At 58.7% G+C, this 25,277-nt stretch carries 28 protein-coding genes and 1 pseudogene; 19 read left to right on the plus strand and 10 right to left on the minus strand.

The window, feature by feature from the left end; all coding sequences use genetic code 11:
* The first annotated feature begins 2 nt into the window (after positions 1 to 2).
* The 8 genes from ACD590_RS26245 (at position 3) to ACD590_RS26280 (ending at position 6,585) form a co-directional block, all read left to right on the plus strand.
* Positions 3 to 923, plus strand: coding sequence for a type IV secretion system protein (locus ACD590_RS26245; RefSeq protein ID WP_439003703.1), 921 nt, complete (start codon positions 3 to 5; stop codon positions 921 to 923).
* 52 nt (positions 924 to 975) lie between these two features.
* Positions 976 to 1,260, plus strand: a complete 285-nt coding sequence (locus tag ACD590_RS26250) for a hypothetical protein (RefSeq protein ID WP_439004048.1) — start codon at positions 976 to 978, stop codon at positions 1,258 to 1,260.
* Position 1,261: 1 nt separating this feature from the next.
* Positions 1,262 to 1,933 (plus strand): virB8 family protein, encoded by a 672-nt coding sequence (locus ACD590_RS26255; protein WP_018245399.1) that lies wholly within the window; start codon positions 1,262 to 1,264, stop codon positions 1,931 to 1,933.
* Positions 1,930 to 2,787 (plus strand): P-type conjugative transfer protein VirB9, encoded by an 858-nt coding sequence (gene virB9 / locus ACD590_RS26260; RefSeq protein ID WP_439003704.1) that lies wholly within the window; start codon positions 1,930 to 1,932, stop codon positions 2,785 to 2,787. Before ACD590_RS26255 ends, virB9 begins: the two co-directional genes overlap by 4 nt.
* A gap of 9 nt (positions 2,788 to 2,796) precedes the next feature.
* The gene (gene virB10 / locus ACD590_RS26265) at positions 2,797 to 3,972 is read left to right on the plus strand and encodes a type IV secretion system protein VirB10 (protein ID WP_439003705.1); all 1,176 of its coding nucleotides are present in this window, start codon (positions 2,797 to 2,799) and stop codon (positions 3,970 to 3,972) included.
* Between the two features lie 6 nt (positions 3,973 to 3,978).
* Positions 3,979 to 5,019: a P-type DNA transfer ATPase VirB11 gene (gene virB11 / locus ACD590_RS26270; protein WP_439003706.1), complete on the plus strand. Its 1,041-nt coding sequence runs from the start codon at positions 3,979 to 3,981 to the stop codon at positions 5,017 to 5,019.
* Positions 5,020 to 5,110: 91 nt separating this feature from the next.
* The gene (locus ACD590_RS26275) at positions 5,111 to 5,566 is read left to right on the plus strand and encodes an NUDIX hydrolase (protein ID WP_439003707.1); all 456 of its coding nucleotides are present in this window, start codon (positions 5,111 to 5,113) and stop codon (positions 5,564 to 5,566) included.
* Positions 5,563 to 6,585, plus strand: a complete 1,023-nt coding sequence (locus ACD590_RS26280) for an extracellular catalytic domain type 1 short-chain-length polyhydroxyalkanoate depolymerase (protein WP_439003708.1) — start codon at positions 5,563 to 5,565, stop codon at positions 6,583 to 6,585. The genes ACD590_RS26275 and ACD590_RS26280 overlap by 4 nt, the downstream gene beginning before the upstream one ends.
* A 439-nt stretch (positions 6,586 to 7,024) precedes the next feature.
* Here ACD590_RS26280 and ACD590_RS26285 read toward each other — a convergent pair whose 3' ends face one another.
* The 3 genes from ACD590_RS26285 to ACD590_RS26295 form a co-directional block, all read right to left on the minus strand.
* Positions 7,025 to 7,906 carry a DUF1236 domain-containing protein gene (locus ACD590_RS26285; RefSeq protein WP_439003709.1) on the minus strand — a complete coding sequence of 294 codons (882 nt, stop codon included), beginning with the start codon at positions 7,904 to 7,906 and terminating at the stop codon, positions 7,025 to 7,027.
* A gap of 101 nt (positions 7,907 to 8,007) precedes the next feature.
* On the minus strand, positions 8,008 to 8,403 hold the full coding sequence (locus ACD590_RS26290) for a DUF1236 domain-containing protein (protein WP_210069145.1): 396 nt from the start codon (positions 8,401 to 8,403) through the stop codon (positions 8,008 to 8,010).
* Positions 8,404 to 8,534: 131 nt separating this feature from the next.
* Positions 8,535 to 8,801, minus strand: coding sequence for a BON domain-containing protein (locus ACD590_RS26295; protein ID WP_439003710.1), 267 nt, complete (start codon positions 8,799 to 8,801; stop codon positions 8,535 to 8,537).
* 253 nt (positions 8,802 to 9,054) lie between these two features.
* Here ACD590_RS26295 and ACD590_RS26300 point away from each other — a divergent pair, with 253 nt between their 5' ends.
* On the plus strand, positions 9,055 to 9,336 hold the full coding sequence (locus ACD590_RS26300; RefSeq protein ID WP_439003711.1) for a DUF982 domain-containing protein: 282 nt from the start codon (positions 9,055 to 9,057) through the stop codon (positions 9,334 to 9,336).
* 520 nt (positions 9,337 to 9,856) lie between these two features.
* Here ACD590_RS26300 and ACD590_RS26305 read toward each other — a convergent pair.
* Positions 9,857 to 10,765 carry a nucleotidyltransferase and HEPN domain-containing protein gene (locus ACD590_RS26305; protein WP_171820914.1) on the minus strand — a complete coding sequence of 303 codons (909 nt, stop codon included), beginning with the start codon at positions 10,763 to 10,765 and terminating at the stop codon, positions 9,857 to 9,859.
* Positions 10,766 to 11,129: 364 nt separating this feature from the next.
* Between ACD590_RS26305 and ACD590_RS26310 the strand changes: the two genes are divergently transcribed.
* Both ACD590_RS26310 and ACD590_RS26315 read left to right on the plus strand, forming a co-directional pair.
* Positions 11,130 to 11,546 (plus strand): UPF0158 family protein, encoded by a 417-nt coding sequence (locus tag ACD590_RS26310; RefSeq protein WP_018245388.1) that lies wholly within the window; start codon positions 11,130 to 11,132, stop codon positions 11,544 to 11,546.
* Between the two features lie 41 nt (positions 11,547 to 11,587).
* The gene (locus tag ACD590_RS26315) at positions 11,588 to 12,028 is read left to right on the plus strand and encodes a hypothetical protein (protein ID WP_439003712.1); all 441 of its coding nucleotides are present in this window, start codon (positions 11,588 to 11,590) and stop codon (positions 12,026 to 12,028) included.
* A gap of 26 nt (positions 12,029 to 12,054) precedes the next feature.
* Here ACD590_RS26315 and ACD590_RS26320 read toward each other — a convergent pair whose 3' ends face one another.
* Positions 12,055 to 12,192, minus strand: coding sequence for a hypothetical protein (locus tag ACD590_RS26320; RefSeq protein ID WP_439003713.1), 138 nt, complete (start codon positions 12,190 to 12,192; stop codon positions 12,055 to 12,057).
* 257 nt (positions 12,193 to 12,449) lie between these two features.
* Between ACD590_RS26320 and ACD590_RS26325 the strand changes: the two genes are divergently transcribed.
* The gene (locus ACD590_RS26325) at positions 12,450 to 12,926 is read left to right on the plus strand and encodes a helix-turn-helix domain-containing protein (RefSeq protein ID WP_439003714.1); all 477 of its coding nucleotides are present in this window, start codon (positions 12,450 to 12,452) and stop codon (positions 12,924 to 12,926) included.
* Positions 12,927 to 13,211: 285 nt separating this feature from the next.
* On the opposite strand, the gene ACD590_RS26330 is transcribed toward ACD590_RS26325, so the two are convergent.
* On the minus strand, positions 13,212 to 14,267 hold the full coding sequence (locus tag ACD590_RS26330) for a hypothetical protein (RefSeq protein WP_439003715.1): 1,056 nt from the start codon (positions 14,265 to 14,267) through the stop codon (positions 13,212 to 13,214).
* Between the two features lie 80 nt (positions 14,268 to 14,347).
* On the minus strand, positions 14,348 to 15,976 hold the full coding sequence (locus ACD590_RS26335) for a phospholipase D-like domain-containing protein (RefSeq protein ID WP_439021030.1): 1,629 nt from the start codon (positions 15,974 to 15,976) through the stop codon (positions 14,348 to 14,350).
* 300 nt (positions 15,977 to 16,276) lie between these two features.
* Here ACD590_RS26335 and scpB point away from each other — a divergent pair.
* Positions 16,277 to 16,715 (plus strand): annotated as a pseudogene (scpB, locus tag ACD590_RS26340) (SMC-Scp complex subunit ScpB); the annotation flags it as partial.
* 68 nt (positions 16,716 to 16,783) lie between these two features.
* Here the strand turns inward: scpB and ACD590_RS26345 are convergent.
* From ACD590_RS26345 to ACD590_RS26355, 3 genes are read right to left on the minus strand one after another with little or no spacing between them, the layout of a single operon-like run.
* Positions 16,784 to 17,113: a DUF6527 family protein gene (locus ACD590_RS26345; protein ID WP_439003717.1), complete on the minus strand. Its 330-nt coding sequence runs from the start codon at positions 17,111 to 17,113 to the stop codon at positions 16,784 to 16,786.
* On the minus strand, positions 17,110 to 18,507 hold the full coding sequence (locus ACD590_RS26350) for a ThiF family adenylyltransferase (protein ID WP_439003718.1): 1,398 nt from the start codon (positions 18,505 to 18,507) through the stop codon (positions 17,110 to 17,112). The genes ACD590_RS26345 and ACD590_RS26350 overlap by 4 nt, the downstream gene beginning before the upstream one ends.
* Positions 18,504 to 19,607 (minus strand): multiubiquitin domain-containing protein, encoded by a 1,104-nt coding sequence (locus ACD590_RS26355; protein ID WP_439003719.1) that lies wholly within the window; start codon positions 19,605 to 19,607, stop codon positions 18,504 to 18,506. Before ACD590_RS26355 ends, ACD590_RS26350 begins: the two co-directional genes overlap by 4 nt.
* Positions 19,608 to 19,792: 185 nt before the next feature.
* Between ACD590_RS26355 and ACD590_RS26360 the strand changes: the two genes are divergently transcribed.
* The 6 genes from ACD590_RS26360 to ACD590_RS26385 all read left to right on the plus strand — a co-directional run bounded on the left by ACD590_RS26360 (position 19,793) and on the right by ACD590_RS26385 (position 25,273).
* Positions 19,793 to 20,380, plus strand: a complete 588-nt coding sequence (locus ACD590_RS26360; protein ID WP_439003720.1) for a transposase — start codon at positions 19,793 to 19,795, stop codon at positions 20,378 to 20,380.
* Positions 20,380 to 20,748, plus strand: coding sequence for a hypothetical protein (locus tag ACD590_RS26365; RefSeq protein ID WP_439003721.1), 369 nt, complete (start codon positions 20,380 to 20,382; stop codon positions 20,746 to 20,748). The genes ACD590_RS26360 and ACD590_RS26365 overlap by 1 nt, the downstream gene beginning before the upstream one ends.
* Complete coding sequence (locus ACD590_RS26370; RefSeq protein ID WP_439003722.1) at positions 20,732 to 21,526, plus strand: ImmA/IrrE family metallo-endopeptidase; 795 nt, start codon at positions 20,732 to 20,734, stop codon at positions 21,524 to 21,526. The genes ACD590_RS26365 and ACD590_RS26370 overlap by 17 nt, the downstream gene beginning before the upstream one ends.
* A gap of 579 nt (positions 21,527 to 22,105) precedes the next feature.
* Complete coding sequence (locus ACD590_RS26375; protein ID WP_439003723.1) at positions 22,106 to 23,026, plus strand: S1 family peptidase; 921 nt, start codon at positions 22,106 to 22,108, stop codon at positions 23,024 to 23,026.
* Between the two features lie 15 nt (positions 23,027 to 23,041).
* On the plus strand, positions 23,042 to 24,004 hold the full coding sequence (locus ACD590_RS26380) for a DNA-processing protein DprA (protein WP_439003724.1): 963 nt from the start codon (positions 23,042 to 23,044) through the stop codon (positions 24,002 to 24,004).
* A 12-nt stretch (positions 24,005 to 24,016) separates the two neighbouring features.
* Complete coding sequence (locus ACD590_RS26385; protein WP_439003725.1) at positions 24,017 to 25,273, plus strand: phosphoribosyltransferase family protein; 1,257 nt, start codon at positions 24,017 to 24,019, stop codon at positions 25,271 to 25,273.
* Positions 25,274 to 25,277 lie beyond the last annotated feature (4 nt).

Raw genomic sequence — 25,277 nt, forward strand, 5'->3', positions numbered from 1 at the left:
CCATGTACCAGGTCTTCAGCTTCGTCGATGGCCAGTTCAAGTCGCCTCTGGAGAATTTCATCTCGTCGGGCACGTCGAACATCGCCAGCTGGATCAGCGGTCCGCTGACTGCGGCGCTGACGCTCTACGCCGTGCTCTATGGCTACCTTGTCCTGCGCGGCTCGGTCCAGGAGCCCATTCTCGAATTCGCGTTTCGGGCGATGAAGCTTGCCATCATCGTCATGCTGGTGCGCAACGCCAGCGAGTATCAGACCTACGTCACCAACATCTTCTTCGAGACGCTGCCGCGCGAGATCTCGCAGGCGCTGAACTCGGGAACGGCGCCCAGCGCTTCCACCTTCGACAGCCTGCTCGACAAGGGCCAGAAATGCGCCAAGGAAATCTGGGCGCGTGCCACATGGCCGGCCGACATCGTCACCGGCATCGGCGGGATGATGGCGATCGGCGCAAGCTTCACCGTGGCGGCGATCGGCTATATCGTCTCGCTCTATGCCCGGCTGGCGCTTGCCATCGTGCTGGCCATCGGCCCGATCTTCGTCGCGCTTGCGATGTTCCAGTCCACCCGTCGTTTCACCGAATCCTGGATCGGTCAGCTTGTCAATTTCGTCATTCTCCAGGTCCTGGTCGTCGCAATCGGTTCACTGCTGATCAGCTGTATCGACACGACCTTCACGGCGGTCGAAAGCTATACCGACGTCATGATGCGTCCGGTCGCCCTTTGCGCCATCTGCCTTGCCGCTCTCTACGTCTTCTATCAGCTGCCAGGCATTGCCTCCGCGCTCGCGGCGGGCGGGGCATCGCTGACCTACGGCTATGGTGCTGCCCGAGACGCACACGAAGGCACGCTTGCCTGGGCGGCCTCGCATGGTCCCCGAGCGGTTGGACGAGGCGCCCGTTCCGTCAGCCGCCGCCTCAGATCCTGAGGAGCCGAATGACGACTTCTCCGTGAAAAACGTTTCAGAGGTTTACGTTCAGATGATCCGCATCTTCTTATCGCTTTTCATTGCCATGGAGCTCACGGGCTGCGCTTCGGCCTCCCACCCCTTGCCCAAATGCGACGGCTATTCACGCCGGCCGCTCAACCGCGCCATGTGGCAGTGGGAGGACGACAAGCCTGCCAAGCAGAGTGGCTCTGATAATGTCCCGGCGACGGCGGCCGGCCAGACGACTTCCTATAGCGAAGAGCCGCCGACGGAGAAGCCTGCCGCCTTCGCGCATTTCGATGCCGTGGGTTCCTATCGGTCGTGCCGGGGGCGGTGACATGGTGAATACGGACAGTCTGAAAGACTATTTCGACAAGGCGCGCCGTTTCGATCAGGATCGGCTGGTCCAGGTAGAACGCTCGGCGCGCATCGCCTGGTCAATCGCGATCGCCGCCAGCGTGCTTGCCGCCACTTCGATCTTCGCCGTTGCCGGGCTGACGCCCTTGAAAACGGTCGAGCCTTTCGTCGTTCGGGTCGACAATTCGACCGGCATCGTCGACGTCGTCTCGGCGCTGACCTCGACGGCCGGCAGCTATGACGAGGCGGTGACGAAGTACTTCGCCGCCAAATATGTGCGCGCGCGGGAAGCCTATGTCTGGAGCGAGGCCGAGGAGAATTTTCGCACCGTCGCGCTGCTGTCGACCCAGCCGGAACAGACGCGCTTTGCTGCGATCTACCGCGGCGGCAATCCGGACTCTCCGCAGAATATCTATGGGCGCAGCGCAACGTCACGCGTCAACATCGTCTCGATCTCGCTGCTCAACGCCAACGTTGTATCGGTGCGCTATACCAGGACGGTCACTCGCGGTGACGATGTCCGGACAACCCACTGGGTGGCGACGCTCACCTTTTCCTATGTCAACGCGCCGATGTCTTCGACCGACCGGCTGACCAATCCGCTTGGTTTTGCCGTCAGCGACTATCGCGCCGATCCGGAGGCCATCAATTGAAGCAGAGTTCCCTGATCGCCCTGGCCCTGGCCGCCGGCTTTTCCCAGGCAGCGTTCGCGCTCGACATCCCGCGCGGCGCATCGCAGGATAGCCGTGTCCGTTTCATCGACTATCAGCCCTATAACATCACCAAGATCGTCGGCACCTTACGCTCCTCGGTGCAGATCGAGTTCGCGGCCGACGAGGAGATCGCCCATGTGGCGCTCGGCAACAGCGTCGCATGGGAGGTGGCGCCGGCCGGCAACATCCTGTTCCTGAAGCCCCGCGAAAACCAGCCGGTGACGAACATCTCGGTTGTGACGACAAGGCGGGACGGCTCGACGCGCAGCTATCAGATGGAACTGACGGTGCGCGACGGCACCGTCGATGCCGGGCAGAACACCTACTTCTATGTGAAGTATCGTTATCCCACTGACGTTGCCGAACGCCGGAGACTGGAGACCGCTGCCCGCGCGCAAGCAGCTCAAGCCGGCGAAGCGGACAAGGTCCTTGCTCTTCACGAAGCCTATGGGCCACGCAACTGGCGCTATTCGGCTCAAGGTTCCGCGGCACTGGAACCGCAGGCCGTCTACGACAATGGCAAGGTCACCACCTTCGCCTTTGCAGGCAACCAGGAAATGCCGGCGATCTACATGGAGAATTCCGACGGCAGCGAGACCCTCGTGCCGAAGTCCGTCGACAGCAATCTGGTGCTGGTTCACGCGATCGGCCGCAAATTCATCCTGCGCAGGGGAGGCGACGTCCTCTGCGTCTTCAACGAGGCCTATGATCGTATCGGCATCAATCCCGATACCAATACGACCTCACCCTCTGTCGAGCGCGTCGTGAAGACGCAAGCTGCGATAGGGCAATAGGAGGACGTCATGGCCGAGGAAGACAACAGCACCCACATTCCAGGTGAGCGCGCCGAAACGAGCACGGCTCGGGGCATCGAGAACAATCCGGCGGTGAGACGTGGCGTGGTGGCGCTGGCGATCGTCGCTTTCGTTGGCTTTGCGCTCTGGTCGATGCGCGGGCAGGAGAAGCCCGCCGACGGGGTCCAGCCCGAGCGCGTCGTCATCCGTCAGACATCCGATTTCGAGCCGGCCAAGGAGCCGGTTCAGCCGGTCGCCGCGCCGCCGGAAAACCTCCTGCCAACCCCCGGCATGCCCGAGCAGACGGGCGAGGATGAGAAGCTCCTCGACGCCGCCCGCCGTGCGCCTGTCATCGCCTATGGTGGCGAGAAATCACCGCCGGCCCGTCGTCAGGACGAAGATGCGAGCGCTGACGCCACCTCGAACTATCTGCCGCTTACAAACAACCCGGGCAATCTCTCTGCCCAGGCGGAAAACGAGGACCAGCGCTTCAATCGGATGTTGACGCCGACGCAGTTGCAAGGCTCGCGCGCCGGCACGCTCGGAAATCGCGACTTCATCGTTGCGATGGGTACGTCCATTCCATGCGTCCTCGAGACGGCATTGTCCTCGGACCAACCCGGCTTCACGAGCTGTGTCATCAACCGCGACGTCCTGTCGGACAACGGTCGCGTCGTGCTGATGGAGAAGGGCACGCAGGTCGTTGGCGAATATCGTGGCGGCCTTCGCCGTGGCCAGAAACGCCTGTTTGTCCTCTGGAACCGAGCAAAGACGCCGAAGGGGGTAATCATTACCCTGGCGTCGCCGGCAACCGATGCCCTCGGGCGTGCCGGTGCCGACGGCTACGTCGATACCCATTGGTGGGAGCGTTTCGGCAGCGCGATCCTCTTGTCGATCGTCGGCGACGCCACTTCCTACGCAAGCAGCCAGCTGCAGGATAGCGATGTCGAGGCAGACAACACGACGAGCGCCGGCAAGCAGGCCGCGACCATCGCCGTCGAGCAGTCGATCAATATTCCGCCGACCCTGTTGAAGCATCAAGGAGAGCTGGTCTCGATCTTCGTGGCGCGTGATCTCGACTTCTCGAGCGTCTATCGGCTTCGCGTGAGCGAACCGCGCAACCGCATCTACGATCGGGCGGTTCTTGGTGACTTCAGCCGCGCCTCCACCCTGGTCACGAAATAGCCCGCCATGACAGAGGGAGCCGATTCCGGCGTTGTGCGCGAGCTGCTGGTGCCGCTGTCGCCCTTCCTGGGTGACAAGTCGCTTTACGAAATCATCATCAACTGGCCGACCCAGGTCATCACCGAGGGCACGGCCGGTTGGCAAACCCACGATCTGCCGGAGCTGTCGTTCGACAAGCTGATGCGTCTCGCGCGGGCTGTCGCGAGCTTCTCCAACCAGGCAATCGACGAAACCCGGCCTATCCTCTCGGCAACGCTGCCGGGCGACGAGCGGATCCAGATCGTCATCCCGCCCGCCACGACGAAGGGAACCGTCAGCATCACGATCAGAAAGCCGTCCTCGGTGTCGCTCAGCCTAAACGATCTTGATCAAGGCGGCTTGTTCGCTGAGGTGGCAAGGGAAGAAGCAGACGTCTCTGCAATCGACCGTAGGCTCCTGGATCTCCATCGAACCGGCTCATACCAGGCATTTCTTCGAGAGGCCGTCTACGCACGCAAGAACATCATCATTTCCGGGGCAACCGGTTCCGGCAAGACGACGCTTTCGAAGGCGTTGATCCGCCATATCCCTTCGAGCGAACGCATCATCTCGATCGAAGACACGCCAGAGCTCGTTATCCCGCAACCGAACCATGTCCGTCTCTTCTACTCCAAGGGGGGGCAAGGGCTGGCAAAGGTCGGGGCAAAGGATCTGCTCGAATCCTGCCTGCGCATGCGGCCGGACCGCATTCTCCTGCAGGAGCTGCGCGACGGGACGGCGTTCTACTACATTCGCAATGTGAACTCCGGTCATCCGGGCTCGATCACAACCGTGCATGCCGACTCGGCCAGGCTGGCATTCGAGCAGCTCACATTGCTGGTGAAGGAATCCGACGGCGGACGGGACCTGGAGCGAGACGACATACGTGAGATGCTGAAGATCGCAATCGACGTCATCGTCCAGTGCAAACGTATCGATGGCCGGTTTCGGGTGACTGAAATCTACTATCGGGCCGCCGCGGGAACCAAGACCGTCGATGTTGCTCGCAGTGATCGTCGAAACTGCTGACGCCTTGGTTCCCACACGCCAGGACTGAAGCAAACTGGACTCGTGAACGTCTCCCAGCTAGCTTGCGCGGGCTTCGAACCGGAGGCAGCCAATGCTCAACGAAGACGCCCAGACGGAACTTAAGAAAACCCTGTCTGGTCGCGATGTCGCGCAGGCTGGTGCTCTCTGCTACCGTAGGACCGAAGGCGGTGGACTTGATATCCTTTTTGTAGGCAGCCGACGGAACGGCCGCTGGGGCATTCCGAAGGGGCGCGTCGAAGATGGTGAAGCCAGCACCGCTACGGCGCTGAGAGAGGCCTTCGAGGAAGCCGGTGTGGTCGGCATCGTCGACGAGACCGTGTTCGGTTCGTTTTCCTATCGAAAGGAGACAGGTCCCAACCACTACCAGGTGGCCGTCCATCTTCTGCAGATTTTAAGGATCGCGGACGAGTTTCCCGAGAAGAGCATCCGTAAGACACGATGGTTTCCACTGAAAGACGCCGTGCGCGACGCCGCCCAGCCGGGTCTGCGAACGCTCCTGTCGCGGGCTGAGAACCTGGACCTATGAAGCTCGGTTTCGGCAGATCGCTGTTAAAGGCCCTCAGAGCCCAAAAGAAAATCAGCAAGCAGATCGAGAAAGCTGTCAAAGCGACCCGAGGCAGAACGAAACGTAAAACATCCCGTCCCCCGAAACCGGTATTAGTCGAGACAACCGCGTTTGGAAGCAATCCGGGCCGCCTGGTGATGAAATCCTTTGTCCCGACGACGCGGCTGCCGAAGAACCCCGCTCTTGTCGTCTTGCTTCACGGCTGCCATCAGACTCCCGAGAGCCTGGATGCCGCGGCCGGCTTCTCCAAGCTCGCGAAAGAACGCGGTTTCGTTCTTCTTTATCCGCAGCAGAAGCGAGCAAACAATTCGCAAAATTGCTTCAACTGGTTTCGACCAAGCTCGGTGGCTCGAGACCGCGGCGAGTTGTGTTCAATCAAGCAGATGATCGAGCACATATGTGAGCGACATCGCGTTGACCGTTCGAGGATCTTCGTCGCTGGGCTGTCCGCCGGCGGGGCGATGACGGGCGCCCTTATAGCTAACTATCCCTCCTTATTTGCCGGCGCGGCGATCATCGCCGGCATGCCATTCGGATCTGCCCGTGACGCAATGTCGGCACTGCGCGCGATGAAGTCAGGTGCGACGCCGCCACTGGGCGGATGGGGACGGCCCATCGCTGAGATTTCCCCGGAAGCCAAGGCATGGCCTGCAATAACCATCTGGCAGGGCATGGAAGACCGGGTGGTCAAGCCGGTCAATGCGCTCGCGTGTGTTGCCCAGTGGCTCGAAGTCCAAGGCATTGCAGAGAGCAGCGGCCGTTTGGAGGAAAAACCATGGGGCAGGTTGCAGTCGTGGAACATGAGCGGCCAGCTGAAAGCGGCCCTCTATTCGGTCGCCAATATGGGCCACGGGCTTCCGATCAAGAAGCGCAAGAGCGTCACCGCGCTACGATCCGGAGACCCCTACGTGATCCCGGTAGAAATATCAGCTCCAGCGGAGATGATGCGATTGTGGGGTTTGTCGAGGTTTCGAATATAAGCAGCTCGCAGCAAGTTCGGCGGTAGCTGGCAAATTCCTCCCAGCGAAGGGTGCTGCGAATACACCGTCCCGCGGGCAACGAAACGCCAGGCTTGCGTTCGAGCAGCTGACACTGCTGGTGACCCGCGCCCTCCTGCAACCTCTCGCTATGGGCCCGTCCGCCATGGGGCTTCGGGCAACCACGCCGCCCACGCTGACATAACGCGTGATCGCTTCCTGTCCCCCTGCTTTGAGCCTCGAACCAGGGCAGCCTATTCGACCGGGCACCTTTCCTCGCCATACGAAGATGATACAAATCCTCGGATAATAGGTCCTGTGTACCGAGATTTCGTATCGTGCCACCATCGATGTTCCAACGCCAGATTGCCCACACCGTGCTGACCGTGCGCGGAATTTCGCGCAGCGCCCCGGCGGCGGAAGGCCGCCGAGGCACCGGCTGCTATGCCGCAATGATGTAGACGATGGTGAATGCAGAAGGATCGACGATGACGATCCGACCGTCGGCAAGAATGAAGAAGCGGTAGCTTTCATATTGCGGAACGATCTTCACGATGCGCGGCGGCAGCGGTTCCAGCCGTACCTTTTTCGGGATCTTCACCCCGACGGAAACCGTGAAGTCGACTTCCTTCACCGGCTCGACATGGACCTCCTTCACCACAGTGCGAATTTCAGTCTGCTGCTCGACTGATATGTTGACGTTGGTCTTCGTGTTCGTCTGGTTATTCGTGGCGGTGGTGTTGTTGACGTTTGTTTCAGACGAGCTTTTGTTGGTCGTCGACGAATTCTGGTCAGTCGACTGTTTGGACGCATCACCGCTCTGCGTGGTGGTGCCGCTATCCGTGCCCTCTGCAGGCTTGGCATTTTGCGTGCTGCTCTGCGTGCCCGAGGTGGTCGAGCCGCTTGTATCGGTGGTGCCGGACTTGGCGGTGGGCTTCTGTTCGGTCGTCGTGCCGCTACCGGCGTCATGCGATCCAGGCTTGGTTTCAGTCAAAGCCTTGCCGGAGGCGCTTCCACTCGTCGAAGACTTGTCCTGGGAAGGCTGCTCGGCGCTCTTCTGGGTATCCGAGCCCTGACCGGATTTCTGCTGCGATGACTGGCCCTTGCCTTGCGGGCAGGCTCCCGAAGCGTCGGGGGTGCAGTCGGTGCCAGTGCCGGCGGCGGTAGAGCCGGACTGCGAACCGGAGTCTGTGCCCGTTTGAGAACCGGACTGGGACTGGCCGCCGCTCTTGCTGTCCTGCTGGGCTGCGGCCGGCAATGTTGCAAGGGGCGACACGCTCAGTGACAACGCTGCCATGAGCATGGTGAGATGGTTGCTTTTCATGATCAATCTCCGAGAATTCGGGCACGCGATGCCGCCTCGCATTCTCATGCGTCGCATGCGTGCCCTCACTGTTAGAAAAACGGCCTAAGCCGGTCCGTCGGTCATTGGATGACCTGGACGACCTTTCGGGAAGAAGGTTCGACGATCACACGCTGATCGTTGACGATCGCGTATGCATATTTCGGATCATCGGGGACTGGTGTCACGACAACGGTCTCCGGCAGGGGCTGTCCTACAACCACCTTCTCCTTCACCACGACGCGTTCGGTCGGGGCCGGAGCCTGCTGGACATAAGTGATCACTTTCTGAGGCGGCGGATCAATGACGCTGCCTGCCACGCCGCCGACGATGGCGCCGACACCTGCACCCACCGGACCGCCGACAATCGCGCCCGTGGCAGCTCCACCTGCCGCGCCTGTCACCGTTGACGACTGCGCGAACGCTGACGTTGATGCCAACAGGATGCTGGCGGCAATTCCTACTGCTTTGATATTCATCTGTTTTTCTCCTTTGACGCGGTTGGTTCCGCTGGAGGGCGAAACCGTCAAACAGAAAAACTGTTCCAGAGCTGGGACCTCGTGCCGGGGCGACATCGGACCTTGGTCTCAGGCCGTATGGATACCGCCAACTACTGCACGGGGAAACGGCTCAACATCCGGTCCTGGACGTTTTCCTGGCCGACGATCATCGCTGCAATTGAGATGGCTTTGTCGCGGTCTGCAGCATTTGTTATGTAGCCTTCGAGCAGAACGACGGGGCCGAGCATCCTGATCTCGATGGCGCTGCTGTCAATGTCAGGATCGACGGAAAGAGCTGCTGATATCGTTGCGATAGTGGAGGCCGCACTATGGCCTTCCGAACAGCGGTCTTCACGACTATTGGGGCCGAACTTCATACTCTCCTCCTGTTCCGCCCCTCCACGGAACTTCATGTCACGTCACGCCTAATATGAGAAGCAGGTCCTGGGGCGGCCAGTCCGACTTAGGTCCGTCTTCCCCTCGGCGCTATCTGACTTAAATTTTGCGCATCCTTGTTGAAAGGACACCAGGGAGGTTTTCGCGATGTTGCTGTATCCAGTCAGAACCTCCCTGGTGAAGCGCTGCCGATCCATGTCCAGCGTCGCATCTTGGGAATAAAGGCGGCTATTCGTGCGAACGGTCGGTATAGTGGATTGGCATAGAAGCGAAGATTTCGCTCCCCTGATGCTTGTGATGAGCGGTCAACAAAAGCATAGGCTGATCCGATCACTCCGTGAGGTGGCCGAGGCTCTTGTCGCCGTCTGGCCGACCGACGATGGCAAGGAATACATCGCGGCGGTAAGAACATGTCTCGATGCCATTAAAGGTAATATCCCGGCAAAGGCAGCGCGTACCGCACTCCTTCGCGCTGCGGAGGAAGCCGGAATTCCCGTGATTGCCGTCGTCCACTGACGGAACGCCTTGCCGCACGCCGGCGCCAGTGTTGGCGTCGCAGGGCCTTTTTTATTTCGGTTTAAGATGATCGGACCGTAACCGCTGCTCCGCTCCCACCTTGTCCTCGCCGCCCCAATCCGTGATCGCCTTCCATGGATGAGCAACCGGAGTTTCTCCATGGAACTGCACGCGGCACAGTGGGCACGATCTCTCATCCAAACGGATTATTGAAATCACCGGTCAGGTCTAGATTTGGAGCAGATTTCCGGCGACCCCACACGAAATGGTCGTGGATTGGGCTCGATCCTCGCGACGGATTCTCTCTTTTAAAAGCAGATGTGGCGGTGCAAAGGAGCCCTCATGGCTGGATCCATGTCGTCGGATGACGCTTGAAATTCAGCCCAGGCGTAGGTTCACCCTCGGGCCAATTGAAGCCATCTTTAAGCTTGGATCTAGCCTTCGGCCTTCCACCTATCGCGACCCGGGGCGTACTGAGGGCAAACGATTTCACCGATCAGTAACGTGAGCCACACCACTGCTAGTGGCTGTCGTGTTTGAGCTTTTCGAGGTGCTCGGAGCAAACGGCCCCGACCAATTCAAGCAGGACGGTCGTCCGCTCACCGAGCCAAATCAGCGCCTCCTCGCTGATCTCGTAATGTTTCGAATAGCGCGCCTTCACATAGGCTTCGTTCAATGTGTTGAACCAAGCGCGTTCCTTGTGCTGATCACGTGGAAAGGCTTCGGCCAGCCGGCGGTCCTGCTCCTCGGCGAGTGAGCGAAGGAACTTGATGTTGTGCGATGGCGGGCCATAGTTGGTGAGGGTGAGCAGAACGCAAGAATATGCTTGCTCGAGGGATTGATGAAGTTCGAAAGCAGCATTCTCTGCATATCCACGATCTATCGCCAAGTGGCCTATTTCCAAGAAACGAGTTGCCGCTCGAAACCGTTGGTCAAAATGCTCCTTCGCGACGCGAAGCCGATCCTCTATCGAAAGCGGCTCGGGCTCCGCCAGTGGCTCATCGTCCAATTCATAGAGAACGATGCCCTCCTTGCGAATGTCCGAGAAGAAATACTGCCCCTCCTTAAGGTAGGTATTCACCTCGCGTCTGGAGTGGACGATGAAGCTCACCGGCGTTTCGATCGACTTGTCCCGGATCAGCCGATCCGCTGCCTTGTGCCAGTATTCGGCGAACTCGCAGAGCTTGCGGTTGTTGACTATGATCAAGAGATCGAAATCGGAGCGATACCCCTTCATGGTGAAGGGTTCATCCACCCATCCGCCCTTGGCGTAGGAGCCGAACAGAAGAATCTTCAGGATCCTGCCGCGCTTCTTGAAGTCGGCCGTGCCTTCCTTCAGCGCGTCCTCGAATTCTTCATGCAGGATTTCGAGGACCCGGCCGAGCTCTCGATGCTTGCGAAGCGGCATATGATCAAGCGACGATTTCATGAGCAATCGATAGGCGAAAGATTTCGTAGCGTCTACTCGCAGTTTTGAGAGGCAATCTACAGGAAGTAATCCACATCTAAGATCGCGTCCTTTCGAGGATCGCGTTGATCGAAGGTGACCATGAATGCCGATCCCTGGGCAGGTCGACGCAAACACTCCCCGAGGTGACCCTGGCGGACGGCGGCGTCGCTTTGGTTACCTCCCGATTTCAGTTTCATCGCACGTTTTCGATCTAACGGCTTCACGCAGGCAGGCGGAGCGCAAGCAGTTCTCCCATTGCAAGCACGGGAGACGCCCACGTTTGCGCCCGATTTGGGACCGAGTTATATCTTGCGACGACAGGCTGGTGAGGGGCAGGACGGGAATGGCTGTGGACTTCAGCGAGCTTCTGGACGCGTTCGAATTCGTGAGCTCCGTCGGAATCGGCGAAAACACGGCTTTTCTGTGCAAGGAGACAGGCAAGATCTACTGGCATTCGGACTGGGCGGACGATGTTGAAGAAATACCTGACATCGAGGACAGCGAAGAATACATCCGCATTCCGGAGAAGAAAGAACTGGATCTTGGCAAGCCGCTCGTGCTGAAGTTCGCTCGCCACCACTTGCCCGGCGATAGCGATAAAGTTCTGGAGATCTTCAGCCGGGAGGGTGCCTATGCCCGCTTCAAGGACCTGTTGGAGCAGAGGCACGCCATCGATCGGTGGTACGCATTCGAGAGGAAGGCCACGGAAGAGGCTTTGAGGACCTGGTGCGACGACAACGACATCGAAGTCAGTGGTTGAAGGGACACGGTCGGCCGCAAGGCACCGAATACGATTACCTCTTGGATGACCTCGCAGACATCATCCTTGCCAGCGGCGGGGTGAAGTCCATCAATCAGGCTATGCGGGAGCGCTTTACCAGCGACGTCGTATTCCATGGTGCATCGCCTGAGACCGCTGCGCGCCGGTTCCGCAAGATCTGGAAGGAACGGGACGAAATCCTTCTCGCCGAGGCTGCGGAGCGAGCTCAGAAGAAAGCGATCGAGGACATTACACGGAAGGCGAACCAGTATCTGATTGAGGAAGCCATGGAGTTGAAGAAGTTGGCGAAGGGTAAAGCGCCTTATTCCGACACCTTCGCCATGCCGATCACCTTGTTCCTCGAGCGGGTGACGCCAGCTGATTATGAGAAGAACCCGCACGTCAGGCTGTTCATGTCCTTCGGCGAGTTCCAGACCGCCCATGAGAGGCGGGCAGTTCTCGCCAAGCTGCGAGGGAAGTAGGGCAGAAGACGCTTCTTTCATCGTCCTTAGGAAAGGTAGTTCCAAAGCGCCGCGATGGCGACGATGACTACCAGGGCGGCGATGCCCCAAGGGCCGCCAGCGCCACCCTCGATAAGGCCGAAAATGCGGATTTTCAGGAAATCACGGGGATCATTCGCAGGCATGGCGACACCTCATTTGCGTTGGGTGTCTTCCTTAATAATCAGAGATTGGCGGAACGCAACAAGATCAAAACCCTCTTCACCTACATAATGTCGCTTGTAGTAGGCAGCGCTGGCCAGCCTGCGCCGCGTCGCCGTGTGTAGATCTCTTATGCGGTGACATCCACGGTAAACGCTGGCTGCTATCGCGTGACATTCATGGCAAATCGGGTGACATTCAAGACCAACACTGACCAAAAATTCCCTTTCGGAGTGTGCTCTTGAACAGAATAGCCCGCAGCCGCGCGAACCAGCATATCTTCATGAAGTGGGGCGCCCCGGCACTGGTCGGCTACGCGATGGTCCCAAACCTCCTGCTCCGCATCAACAGATACGTCAAGCCCGAGCATCGGCTAACCGCCTCGGAGATGGTGGTATTGCTGCTCATCGTTTCCTACTGGCGCGCTGCGAAGCCCCAGCCTTTCCCCAGCATCGAGAAGCTAGCGGTGGATTCCTGTATTAGTACCCGCCAGATAAAGCGGATCGTGAAGTCACTCGAAGCGAAGGGTTACATGAAGGTGGAGAAGGCTGCGGTCGCCGGCTACATCTTCCGGAACGTCTACAACCTTACCCAAACCAGGCGGAGGCTCGAAGGCATCTACCTGAAGACAGTGAAACCGAGCAGCGCAGAAATAGCGAAGTTCGAGGCGGAGGATGTGATAGACGGCTTCTATATCAACGACGAGCTCCCCTACTAATCGGCTCTCTCCAAGGATCCAGCAGCACCCCGTCGTCATCCCGGAGAGGCCCGACGAACCCGGCATGGGCGTCGCACGTCGTCTTCATTTCGGGCGTCTTCGCGATCTGAAGGCGGTGGGGCTCCCCCCCCCGTTTCGCAGATCTTGAGGGATTTTTTCCGGATCCGCTCCTTCAACGTGAAGGTCTGGGGCCGCGCTTCCACGAAGATGTCGCTGTTCTGGTAAGAGGCAGCATTGGAGAGAGCTATCGGGCAAGGCTCCCAGAATAGTCGAGCAGTGCTCTCTCTACATTCGAACGGATAGCACGCTCGGGCAATGATCGGAAAGACGCTTATGGTCGGCCGGGGCAGAAGGCAGCCAAGCGACCTGGCGCTCAGATGTTGCATTGAGCTGCGCGCGCGCGGCTGTTCCGAAAAGAAAGAACTCGATTGGCAACATGTTATAGTCGTCGCTGTCGGCCAGGGTTGCAGGGAGGGGAATGGACGTATCTGCCCAGCAGGCCGACGGCGTCTTGTATGGCGCGCGATAGATCGTGATGTCCTGCCTATTGTCGCGGTCGCGGCCATCAAACCCCGGCGAATAGGCAGTCAGCGCCTGCCAGATCTCGTCCTGGTTCCGTCCCGCGCCGGCGTCGAGGCGGCGATTGAAGTCTCCCACCACCATCCAGGCCTCGCCCGCTGCCTGCCGGGCGGCAATCCAGGCATGTAGTGGAAACATCTGTCGGCCGACCGTGTCACAGGCATCTTTCGCAGGTGGAGTCGTGAAGGGATCGACAGTGAATAGCCTGAAATTGACCCGGTCGTCAAAGCAGCCCGATTTCATATGGACGACGAGCGCGCGCAGGCTTGTTGAGCCCGCTGCCACGGTGACATCGAGCCCCCATCGAAGATCACGGATGGTGCCGTCGCTGTCGGCGGACTTGACGTTCAGTGCCGTGTAGTCAGCGACGGGGCTGACATTCAAGCCGGCCTGGCTGCGCCATGCGACCGCAGTGTACTGCACCCTGGCATCGCCGGTGGGCTTCGCCGCTGTATTGCCACTCGTGGTGCAAACCGGGCCGGATCCGGTGCCCTGATCCTTTGCGTATTGTCCGCTGATGCAATGCTGCCATCCGGCCGCGACCGGGAAAACCTCGTCGATCGCGGCGGGGCTTGTCACTTCCTGCAGAAAGTAGACGTCTGCTCCGACCTGATCGCGCCATCGCCTCAGATCCGCGAAATCGCTCGGGGTTCGCACATAGTCGTCGGGAAAGACCGTGTGAGGGTCGCCTGAATAGGTCAAGGTCTGGATGTTCCAGTTCCCGAGCTTGACGTCGGCGGCCGAAGTGACCGTGCCGATCATCGAGAACGCTGCGAGCGCTGTAGCCAACAAGATCTTCATGCATCTCTCCTAAAAGATTGAGCGCGAACGTTGCCAGTCCGCTAGACCTGCTTCGACCGGGCAAAGAAGCGCCGGCGCGCCGATTGTGGGGTGTTCCCGAAATATGTCGTCCACCAATCGTCGACCCGTAATGGCTTGGGCGGATCATCCGCCTTTCGCCACGCCAGCGACTCGCGAAACGCATGATGCGAATAGAGACGCATGAACTCACCGAGATAGATGTCTGCGACCCGCGTGTTGCCGACGACGACGACCATGTTCTCGTCATTCTGTTTCGTCGATGCGTCACTGAAGTTCGCCGACCCTGCGATGACGATCGGATTGTCGGAAAGGGGATTGACCAGCATGAACTTGTTGTGAATGTAGTCGATATTGCCGTTCAGGCCGCTGAGCCTCTCCTTCACCCAGCCGTCGATCTTATTCGTCGCGATCAGGGAACCGATCGCAAAGGTGTTCTCCGGCATGTTGCGAAGCTTCTGGATGGCCTCTTCCTCGTCCTTCAGTTCCTGCGATCCTTTCTTCAGAGGACGCGTGGCAGCCTCGAGCAAAGCAAGCCGAAAGGGCGCCTTGGCTGTTCGGTAGACATCCTTGAAGACGTCATTGATGCCGAAGGCGAAGGTCATGAACAGACCTTCCTTCGCCGCCTTTGCCAAGTCCGCATACCAGGACAGTGCGCCAAGTCCTTTGCGTGGGCTGAATATCGCGCTTGTCCCGCCAGGCGGCGGCAGCGAGGGGAGCGGTGTCAACTGATCGACGATCGGGGCAAGCTCGCTTGCTCCCGGATCGCCGTCTTTCATTGCCTGCCAGTATTTCAAGTAGAGATCGGCGACTGCCGGCTCCTCGACCACATGGGCGACATTGGAATGGCCGAATATCCCGCCGTCCGAGAAATTGGCGCCGCCCGTCCAGACCGACGTGGCAGTTCCATCTTCGATTTTCACCATGAACTTGTTGTGCGAGATATAGGACGGATTGGTTTTCCGCTCACTGCAAAGATCACCGATCTTGATTTGCAGATCGGGCCGCTGCGCGTCCACCGCCGCGATCGCCTCCCGGTTGGACTTCTGCGGCTGAGACTTGCGGGCGTCGAAGATGATTCGGATGTCGACACCGCGGTTGGCTGCCTCCCGCAGGACCATCAGGAATGGTTCGTAGTTCAGTTCGTAGGCAGATATACGAAGCTGATGTTTTCCTGGAAGGCAGTCCTCCACGAAGGCCGTCATCGCTTCGTAAAGACCACGGGAGAGCCAGATAAAGGCCTGTTCGTTTTGGACGTCCTCCGGCCGCCTGTCGCCGAAGCGCCGAACATATTCCTGGGAGGCCGCGACACCACGATTGAAATAGACGTCGTGATTGCCGCTGGCAGGGCTCTCGGTCGTGACTTTGATGGACACGGATTTGAATTCCGTCAGATCACGCGGCGAGCCCTTAAGTGCGGTGATGGTGTAGATATACGTCTTGCCAGGCTCGGCCGAGTAATCCGCCCATTGAAAGCTTTGGAACGGCTGCTTGTCGGACGGATAAGTCGCCCCGGAGGGAAAGCCCGGGTCGGTCTCGCGAAACGTCTTCATACCTTCCAGGAAACGGGCGTCGATCCCTTCGGGATCCGTCCTGTGGATCGAAAATCCGAGAAGCCCGGCGCACTCTTCGCGCTTCAGGTCGAAGCCCATTATCACGACGTACGTCCCGGTGACAGCAACGACTTTCAGCCCGTCTTTTGATTGCGTTACGCATACTCGCTCTCCCCAAGCCTGCGAGGTTCAATGCAAGTGATGGTAGAGTGAATTTGTGAGAAGTAAAAGACAGGGAGATGGCCGGACTAGGAAGCCCGATGAACGTAGGAATGGACATCCGAGACCCGTGGCAACGAGATGGGGCGATCGATCTCAAGCCTGGTCTTCCGATGAGAGTGACGACTCGGAAAGCAAAGGTCTTGGGATAGGACATAGAATGGCGTCGGTGGCGTAGACAGAAGGCGTCCCTACGAGCTGGTGTCGGTTGCCGGTGGCTGGCAGCCGCCCGCGCTTCGCCGAGACGATCCGGGCTTCTTCGGCGCCGACAAGGGGAGGGGCGGCGGCATTGTCGGAGTTCGAGGCGATGGTGCTGATGGCGGTGGGATATTTCCAACCGGTCACGCGCGGTGAGCTGTCGAAGATCTTCGGCAAGGAGGTTAGCCGTGACCTTATTGGCAACTTACGTGGTGCGGGTTTCATCGGCTCCGGGCCGCGCAGCCCGACACCGGGCGCGCCTTATGCTTACGTGACGACGCAACACTTTCTCTCCGCGTTCGGCATGGAAACGCTGCGCGATATGCCAGACATTGAGGCACTTGAGGACGCTGGGTTACTCAGCCGGCAGTCTCTTCAACATGGGCCACTGTCGTCAGGGGAGGGAAGCGATGATGAGTAAGCCGGGTGTCTTCCGTGTGCAGGGTGTTAGTTAGGGGGGCGATTGGAAGCCGGCACCGGCATCTTCACCTAGCACCAGTGGATCCGGCCACCTCTTACCCAGAAATGTGATCGGCAGCCCGTCTTCCGCCACACCGAAGGGTGGAGCGTCGGGCGACCGCCGCCGTCGACGGTGACGTCCCACTTAGGCCTCGCTTCCGGCAACACCATGAGCTCGATCGTGTCCCCACAGCCGCATGGGCAACGCATGCCCACGCTCCAGTCGTCGCCGTCGTCGCGCGTCAGAACAAGATCACGGCCGGGCAAGATCAAGGGCAACGTATCGCCATCGACGACCTGAAGCCGGCGGGCCGGACCGTACCTGTCCCCGAGCCGACGAAGCCATGCCCCGATCCTCATGCTGCTTCCTTCCGCGGGATCCGGAACTGCGGAAGTCCGAGTAGCGGCTCAGCGGCGCCTCGCCCGAGCAATGGATCGTCCTGATGTTGGAACTCGTCTTCCGAATAGTGCTCCTCGTCGCAAGCCGCGAGGCTGAACTCGGTTCGTGCATATTTGCGGTTCGGCTCCTGGCGATAAGGATAGGCACGGGCGATGAACTCATTTACCAACGTGGAGGCTGCCCGCATGTTGAGCGTGATGACCGATGGCGCCTCTTCAAGGATTCCCTTGATGTAGCCTGCGGCGAGTTCGTCCTGGAAGGCCTTGGGGTCGACCCGTTTCAAATGCTCTGCCCGCAATCCTTCGGGGGTGTAGACGCCGCGATCAGCAAGCGTGGAACCGCCCGGCTGCACGTAGTCGATGCGCCCGCTGACGTCGGCGATGGCGATCTTGCCCCCGTCGATAAACGTCGGGATCGTGACACCGACGTCGAACAGGGGAAGTAGGAAGGCTGTGGCGATGAGATTGGCGTACATTCGGCCTTCCTTGCTGTCCACGCAGCAAAAGATCACATCGGACTGGCTGGCCGCTTCGATAGCCCGCCGTGTGCCGAGGGTGTCAGCGATGCTGACCGCCACGCCCTCGCCGCGATGGCTGGCGATAGCCTTCGCAAACATCTCGACCTTTGGAACCGAGCGTTCGGCATCGACCGTCGTGGAATTGAGGATCCGGTTGAGGTTCTTTCCCTCCACTTCGTCTGGATCGATCAACGTGACCGAACCGAAACCCAGACGGGCAACCTGCTCCGCGGCAATCGATCCGGTTCCGGAAACGCCCACGACTGTGGCAGACAACCGCGAAAGTTCGGCGGTCATATCGCTGGTGAAGGCGAGGGGGCGATCCGCAGGAATACCATCGACAATGACGTCATTCCACCACTGGCTGATGTCGTCACCTGCAACGATGACGAGATCGACCGGCTGAGATGTCATGTCGGCCGAATAAAGCCGTGCTCTGACTGCTCCATCCGGCGTCATGATGGCGGAGCCATGGCAGCTTCCGAAGGCCTCGAAGATGCCTGGTATCACCCTCGCGTCGCTCTCGTCGTCGATATTCGAAAACTCAAGCCAGCCCCCTGGATGGGAATGAAGAAGGATGATGACGAGTTCTTCCGGTTCTGCGACGTCGATCGCCTCCTCGATATAGGATCCAGGCCAGACGATCGCGTCCGGCTTGCGCACGGGACAGGCGTCGTACGGAACGAGAATCGTGTCCCGTACAACCAATCTTTGCCGCGGGCCGGGCGAGCGGGCGCAGATCAGAACCGCGGCGGCCTCGTTTCCGTCAGCCATAAGATGAGCCATAAGCACGGTATGGGTGATGCCGGCCAGTACAAGGGTGCGTTCGGGACTCATTCGCCGATCTCCTTCAGAAGTGCCGACTCGACCAAGGTCAGATGGGTGACCACGTTGTCGTGCTGGGGGTTCCACGGCGCGATCGTGCCGCGATGGCGTGACCAGCGCTGGAAGGGCAACCCACCGATCGCCTGGCTGGCCTCGGTCGCAGGGATCGCTACGCCTGTCGCGCGGCTCAGGGGTGGATGGACATAGAACATGTCGATCTCCGCCTGCGGGTAGGTCGGCGGGACCATGAGAGCAAGCGTGGTGGTCTTTGCAGTGTACCCATCGGGCAGTGGATAGTCCCGCACGATCAGCCAGCGATGTCCGTCGCTGTGGCGAGCCTCCCACTGAAGTTCGAGGCCTTCGAGGTAGGCCTCGTCGGACTCGAGAAGGGCGAACTCGCGGAGAGGCGCTGTTTGCGCCTCTCCGTTGTTCACGTCTTTCGCCGTCAGGCGGATCTTCTCAATCCCCGGCGTGCGCAAATCGATCTCATCGTCAACGTTGAGCTGGCGCTTCGGCTGTCCCACCACCTTCAAGATGATGATCCAGGCGTTCGGGTCGAAGCCCGCACGGGTGAGGGCTTCGACTACAGAGATTACCGGCGCGGACGAAGTGATCTTCTTCCCCTGCACGTTCAGCTTCCAGACTTCCGGCTTGCGGCTCCGGAAGTGTTCGATACCAGCCGGCTTGATCTTGATGACGTCGCCGTCGCCGACCAGGCGATGGGGTTCGTTCGTACGTTCAAGATAGATCTCGTGATCGGCGGGAATCCTTCCGAGCTGGCGGACAACCGAGACAGCGATCGTATCGGCCGGCCAATCGAATCCCTCGTCGTCGATGGTGATCCGGTTGGTGCCATCGCTATCCGCGACGATGAACTTGAGACCCTTGCTCAAGTCGGCTTCTTCCTGAACCCGCAGGTCCTCGAGATCGCCGTCGTCGCGCCACTGCATGACGTACGGCGACTGGTCAGGGCGAAGCCCGAAGACCTTGGCGATTTTACCACCGGTGGGCGTCGTCGTATCCACCGGAAAAGCGTGGAAGTTGAGGTCGAGGCCTGCGATTTCAATGGTAATGTGCTTGTCGCCGGGTGGTTCGTGATGTTCGATATTCATGGTCATTGATTCCAGTTGATCGGTCGGGACTGTGGTCCACCAACTTTGCGTGCGCCCGGCAGGATTCCGACAAGAAAAAAAGTTTGTCGGAATCCGCGTTCCCGTCCGCAAACAGTGCGCCAGAGAGAGGCAAGAGAGACGACAGAGGAGGGTCGAGCCATGAAAAACGATATGGGGAGGGACAGGTGCATCAGCCTGCTGAAGATTTTTACACTGCGGACGAAGCGCTCGCGACGTTCCGAGGGCTTTCCGAACTTGAGCTGGACAAGCTCGGTCGGATAGCGAACTTCATCGCTTGTTCGGGCGGTTACGCGCCACCACAAGAGCTGATCAACGAATCCTTTATCCGGATCGCCGAAGGCACGAGACGCTGGCCAAAAAAGGTCGCGTTTCTTTCGTTCGTCGGCGGAGTCATGAAAAGCCTTAAGTCGGACCGAGACCTGATCCCCGAGGAGAGAAGCCTCGCGAGGCTCAAGCACGGACTGTCTATCGTCAAGGGCGACGATCTTGTTAACGTGGAGGCGACCGACAACGGAGCCGACCTCAAAAACAAGGTCCGACTTGAACAGGCGATGTCGAAACTGCAGGATCACTTCGCCGGCGACGGTGAAATGGAAATGCTGCTTATGGGAATCGAAGACGGCTTGCGCGGGAAGGAGTTGCAGGACGCGGTCGGGGTGGACGCCAAGCGCTTGGAAGCACTGCGCACCCGAATGAACCGCAAAATTGAAAAGCTCGCCAACGAAAGTTGGGCGATGGAAGGACGGCCGTGATGACGGACAAAAAGAAGGACGCGGTGGACAGCTTTATTGACTTCATAATCGCTGATGACACTCCGCTCGGTCCCGACGATCAAGCGAATGTACAGATGGTTAGGAGCGCGATCGAGCAGGCTGAAGCGAGACTTGCAAGGTCAAGATTGGAGCGTGCGCGTGCAGGCGTTTTCTCCAGCAACGCGTCTCATAAAGTAGATCTAGACATCGCGGGTGCTAGGCGCCTGTACGAACGCGCAAAGGCTGGTGACACAACAGCAGGACTTACTCTTGCAGCACGATTCGGCGACGGCTCGATGGACGGTGATCTCGAAGCAATTCTTGAAGATCTCGCCGAACTTGAAGACGAAGATGACAATGATGATTAGAATTGATCCGATCCCTACGAATCTGTCGCCGGATGCTTTACTTCGGTCTCTCGGCATTACGGAGCCCCGCGACATCGACGTCGAGGCTATCGTATATTATGTCGGTCTTCGGGTGAAACGTCGCTGCCTCAAATGTTGCGAGGCTATGATCACTGGGCGCGGAAATAAGGGAATTATCTCCGTAGTTCCAGGTGGGATGCCGCAGAGAGAGCGGTTCTCTATCGCCCACGAACTCGGGCACTGGGCGCATCACCGGGGAGAGACGGTGGCCTGCCGGGCGAGCGACATCGGAAAGTTTTCGAACAAGAACGACGCCGAACGCGCTGCAGACCTATATGCGGCCAATCTTCTTATGCCGTTGTCGATGTTCAAGATTGCTTGCCGAGAGCACCGCCGTCTCGATCTCCAGGCGTTGAAGGCCGTCGCCGCGGCGTTCAATACGAGTTTGACCGCGACGCTCATCAGGATGATCGACACTGGGAATTATCCAACGGCGATCATGATCAGTCATGGCACCGCTGGGCGTCGATGGAGCAAGTCTGCGGGAGGTATACCCGGATATTGGCGACCCAAGGACGATCTCGATTCAGACAGCTTTGCCTTCGAGTTGCTCCATAACCCGCTTTCCCGCGACGAAGGATTTCCGCGGAAGATTGGCGCCGACGCCTGGTTTGAGAACTGGGCTGCCGAGCAATACGAAATCACTGAACAGTCTTTCAGAATTAAAGGCGAAGGTGTGATCACCATTCTCAATCTAGATCCGAAAATGATCCCTTAGGTCGACCGAGCCCCGCTCGCTCCCATCCTCCAACTCCAATTTGCGTATCTGTGGCTCTCGGATTCCGCATACTGCGCAAAGTAGGTGGTGCGACGGGCAAGCGGCTCTTCTCCAACTAAAACATCTCCCGCCAGTCGATGTCCCACCTCTTCAAGGCTGACACCAACGCCAGGCCCATCGCATGTCCAAGGCGACGTCCTTTGATCTGGGGTCCGATCTCCATGCTAAAAGATTTCTTTCGGCCGTGTCCGCCCCGACAAGGCTTTCACGACCGCGAAGATTATCGGAGCCTTCCCAAAGACAAACGCGGCAATGCATAAGGTATTGCCGGGCGCCGGTTTCGTCGGATCTCGGCAGGAGTATGAAAATTTACGTGGTGAGAAACTCACCCTGTATATAACGTGACCCTGATGATCCTTCTCCGCGTCACCCGGCTGGCGGGGTAAAGTTCTGTGGTTCATCGTGCACGTATGGTCTTCAGGGCGGTTCACCGGGACGTTCATCTGAAGGCTAAATCACAGCGCCTGAGTTGCGATGGGGCACTGTCTCACTAGTTCGCAATGGATGGACTGCATCAACATGAACGAGTCGCTCGTAACAAACGAATGGCCGGAAGGCGGCCCGCCCAGGCCGATGACACCCGAGGAAGCAGAGCGACGCGCCGAATGGTCTGAAGATTTCCAACGGTTAATCCTCAGAGTTGGTGCGTTGGCTTGTGCTGCCGTCGTGGTCAAGCTGCCCTCGGGTGACGAAGGAATTGGGACGGCCTTTCACGTTGGAGAGGGCGTCTACCTCACTGCTCGCCACGTGTTGGAAGACAATGAAGTCCTTTCCGTCGTTCCTTACGGCAGGGGCTGGATCTTCAGAGACGAGTTGGTTGAGGAGAGTCCAACCGGAACGATGCTTAACGGCGAAATTCCAATATGGTCCATGCGCCACGAGAATCCGCACGTCCTCCGCGGTCCATTTTTCCACAATGATGATGCGATCGATGTGGCCGCCTTCGTCATGGGCGGCATCGATCGAAACACTCCCGCGATGGCGCTGGGATTTCACTACGATGACTGGATTGTGGATGAGGATTGGCTGCTGACAAAAGGTATCGTTTTCGGATATCCGCCGGTGCCAACCGCCAAGGATCCAATTCAGCTCGCGGCGACCGTTGAAGTCAATGGCGTCGTGGATACGTATCGTGACCGCTACGTCCGTTTCGTGGTGTCGGGCCCCTCACGCGGTGGCTTCAGCGGCGGGCCTGTCTTTCACGAACGTGGCTTCGTCCTCGGGATGGTTATCGAGAGCCTAGAGCAATTCGGAAAACCTGAGCCGGGATTCTTCACTATATTGAGCATTGAACCGTTGCATGAAGTTTTGGAACAGCATGGATTAACGCCCCAGCGTCAGGTGCCGCCGACCGTTGAAGAAACCATTGCAATGGCGCGCGAAGACCTGGAAGCGCGGCAAGCTGCACAAGCTGCCAAGCGCTCCGGCAGCACAGAATAAGGCGGTGGGGTGCACGTGGACAATCAGCCAGATTTGACCAGCGAAAAAACAGCGTTCCTCTCTTTGGCGATGATGAAGGGCGTAGGCTTTCAGACGCTCTGGCAGATCGCAGAGTCGAAACGATCGTTTCAATCTGTTTTCAATTCTCAGGGGGAGGAGCTATCCCTACTGCTCAAATCGAAAGGCGCGCGCCTTCCGAGTAGCCCGAAAGCCGATTGGGACGGAATAAAGAACGCCCTTGCCAGATCCGTCGATCAGCTTGAATCGACTTTTGAGGCAAGGCAAATCCAGGTCGTCCTTCGGTCCGACAAACGTTATCCGCGCACCCTGCTTCACCTCGACGATCCGCCACATTGGTTGTTCGTTCAAGGCAATGCGGAAGTATTGAGTGTGCCATCTATTGCGATCGTCGGAACCCGTGATCCATCCAGGGATGGGCTATGGCTTGCTGAATATGTCGGCCTCACCCTGAGTCATTGGGGCCACCCCACGGTCAGCGGGCTTGCACTCGGGATAGATCAATCGATCCACAATGCCAGCCTTGCCGCAAAAGTGCCCACAATCGCAGTGCTGGGAACCGGAATAACTGCGGATTATCCAAAAAATATCGGGCCGATCCGTGAGAGAATTGTTGATGCCGGCGGGGCTGTCATCACCGAATATCTACCGGGGGAAAGCTACAGTGCCCTGAACTTTGTTCGTCGCAACAGGTTACAGGCGGCATTGGCCAGAGCGCTCATCCCGGTCGAGTGGAAGGAACGCAGTGGCACGGCCCATACAGTTCGGTACGCAGCCGGCCTTGGCCGGGCAATCGCCGGTCTACGGCTACCCACATGGGATCATCGACCGATCACTCTTCCGGCGGGTCGCGGGCCTCGGCAAGTTTTCACTGTGCCGGGGGAGGATGAAGCCTTTCGGGACTTCGTAGAGCGATCTGTACGTAACGACCCACAGTATCGACAGACCAGTTTTCTTTAGCGGGGCGCGAAAATGTACACCTTGAAAGGCGCGATTTTTTCCCTGCGCGACACGCTCGTTGTCAAGGGCAGCATCGATCCTGTGTTAATGGACGAGACCATCAAACTGCTGAAGTTCTTAACGAACAGAAATGTCACGCCGGTGATCGTCAGCAACAGCAGTTGGATCGAAACGGCGTCAAAGCGTGAGATCCCTGACATCCTGAGCGAGGTCGTCGGTCACAAGATCCCCTATTATCGCGGTGGCCGAGACATGCCGATGAAGCAGTTTGCCGGTGCTATGGATCATGTTTTGAAAACTCAAAACTGGCAACCGGAGGAGGCGATCTATATCGGTTCGACGAAGGAGGACATGATTGCTGCCAGAAATGGGAAACTCATGTTCCTCAACGCCCGCTGGCACGCGCAGAACAGCGCGTATGGGTTCGAATTCGAGTCGCCGAAGGACATCGCTCGGTTTGTCGATTGTTGCTGTCTTTCAATCGGTGACTGGTTTTGGGCGATCGAGCAGGGCGACCTGAAGGTTTATGCCATCGCCCCTCTTGCTGAGTATTCCAAGTCCTATCCAACTGCAGGTGCCTATTCTACGGATGCGAAACAGGCTGTGAAATTCAATAAAGGCGATGTGCGGTTCTGGGGCCGCTTGATGGGCGCGCGCCTCTATTTCTCCGGGTTGGGGAGGGTCATCAACTACGTGGCACCCTATCCAGGCCATCATCCCAATTCCAGCCAGAAGGTTCTATCGAACGCTCTCAAGATTGTGGCTGATACCTTGCGTGCCAGCTATTTGGTTGATCTTGTGGAACGCCATGCTCCGGCACAAAAGTCTCAGACGGCCCGTCAGCAAGGCATCGCGCTGGACCACGGAAATCAGCTTTCCACGATCAGGCTTCGCCGTGACCCCTTAAAGACGGGGCAACTCGGTGGTCGGTATAAAACCAGTCCTCTTAAGGCAGGCAAGACCGTTTTGGTCGTCGACGACATCTTAACTGAGGGTTTTTCCCTTGAGGCGGCCCGAGCTTTCGTTAAAGCCACGGGAGCTGACGTCATCTGCGCGGCTTGGCTGAAAACGCCAGGAGGAAATCATTACCGCGCCCTGGCGGGCACCACCCCTGAACTCAAGGATCCCTACAAGCCGTATGCTACGGCAACAACGCAAGTGAATATTTTTCCAAACGGTGCGCAAATTCGAAACCCTCAGGCACCGGAGCAGGTCGCGGACGCCTTCAAACGATATTCGGCATGGGACTGGCCGCAGGTTCTGGCGTGAGAGC

Origin of the sequence: Rhizobium sp. 862_C5_N1_2 (assembly GCF_051811205.1) — a bacterium.
Taxonomy (GTDB): domain Bacteria; phylum Pseudomonadota; class Alphaproteobacteria; order Rhizobiales; family Rhizobiaceae; genus Rhizobium; species Rhizobium leguminosarum.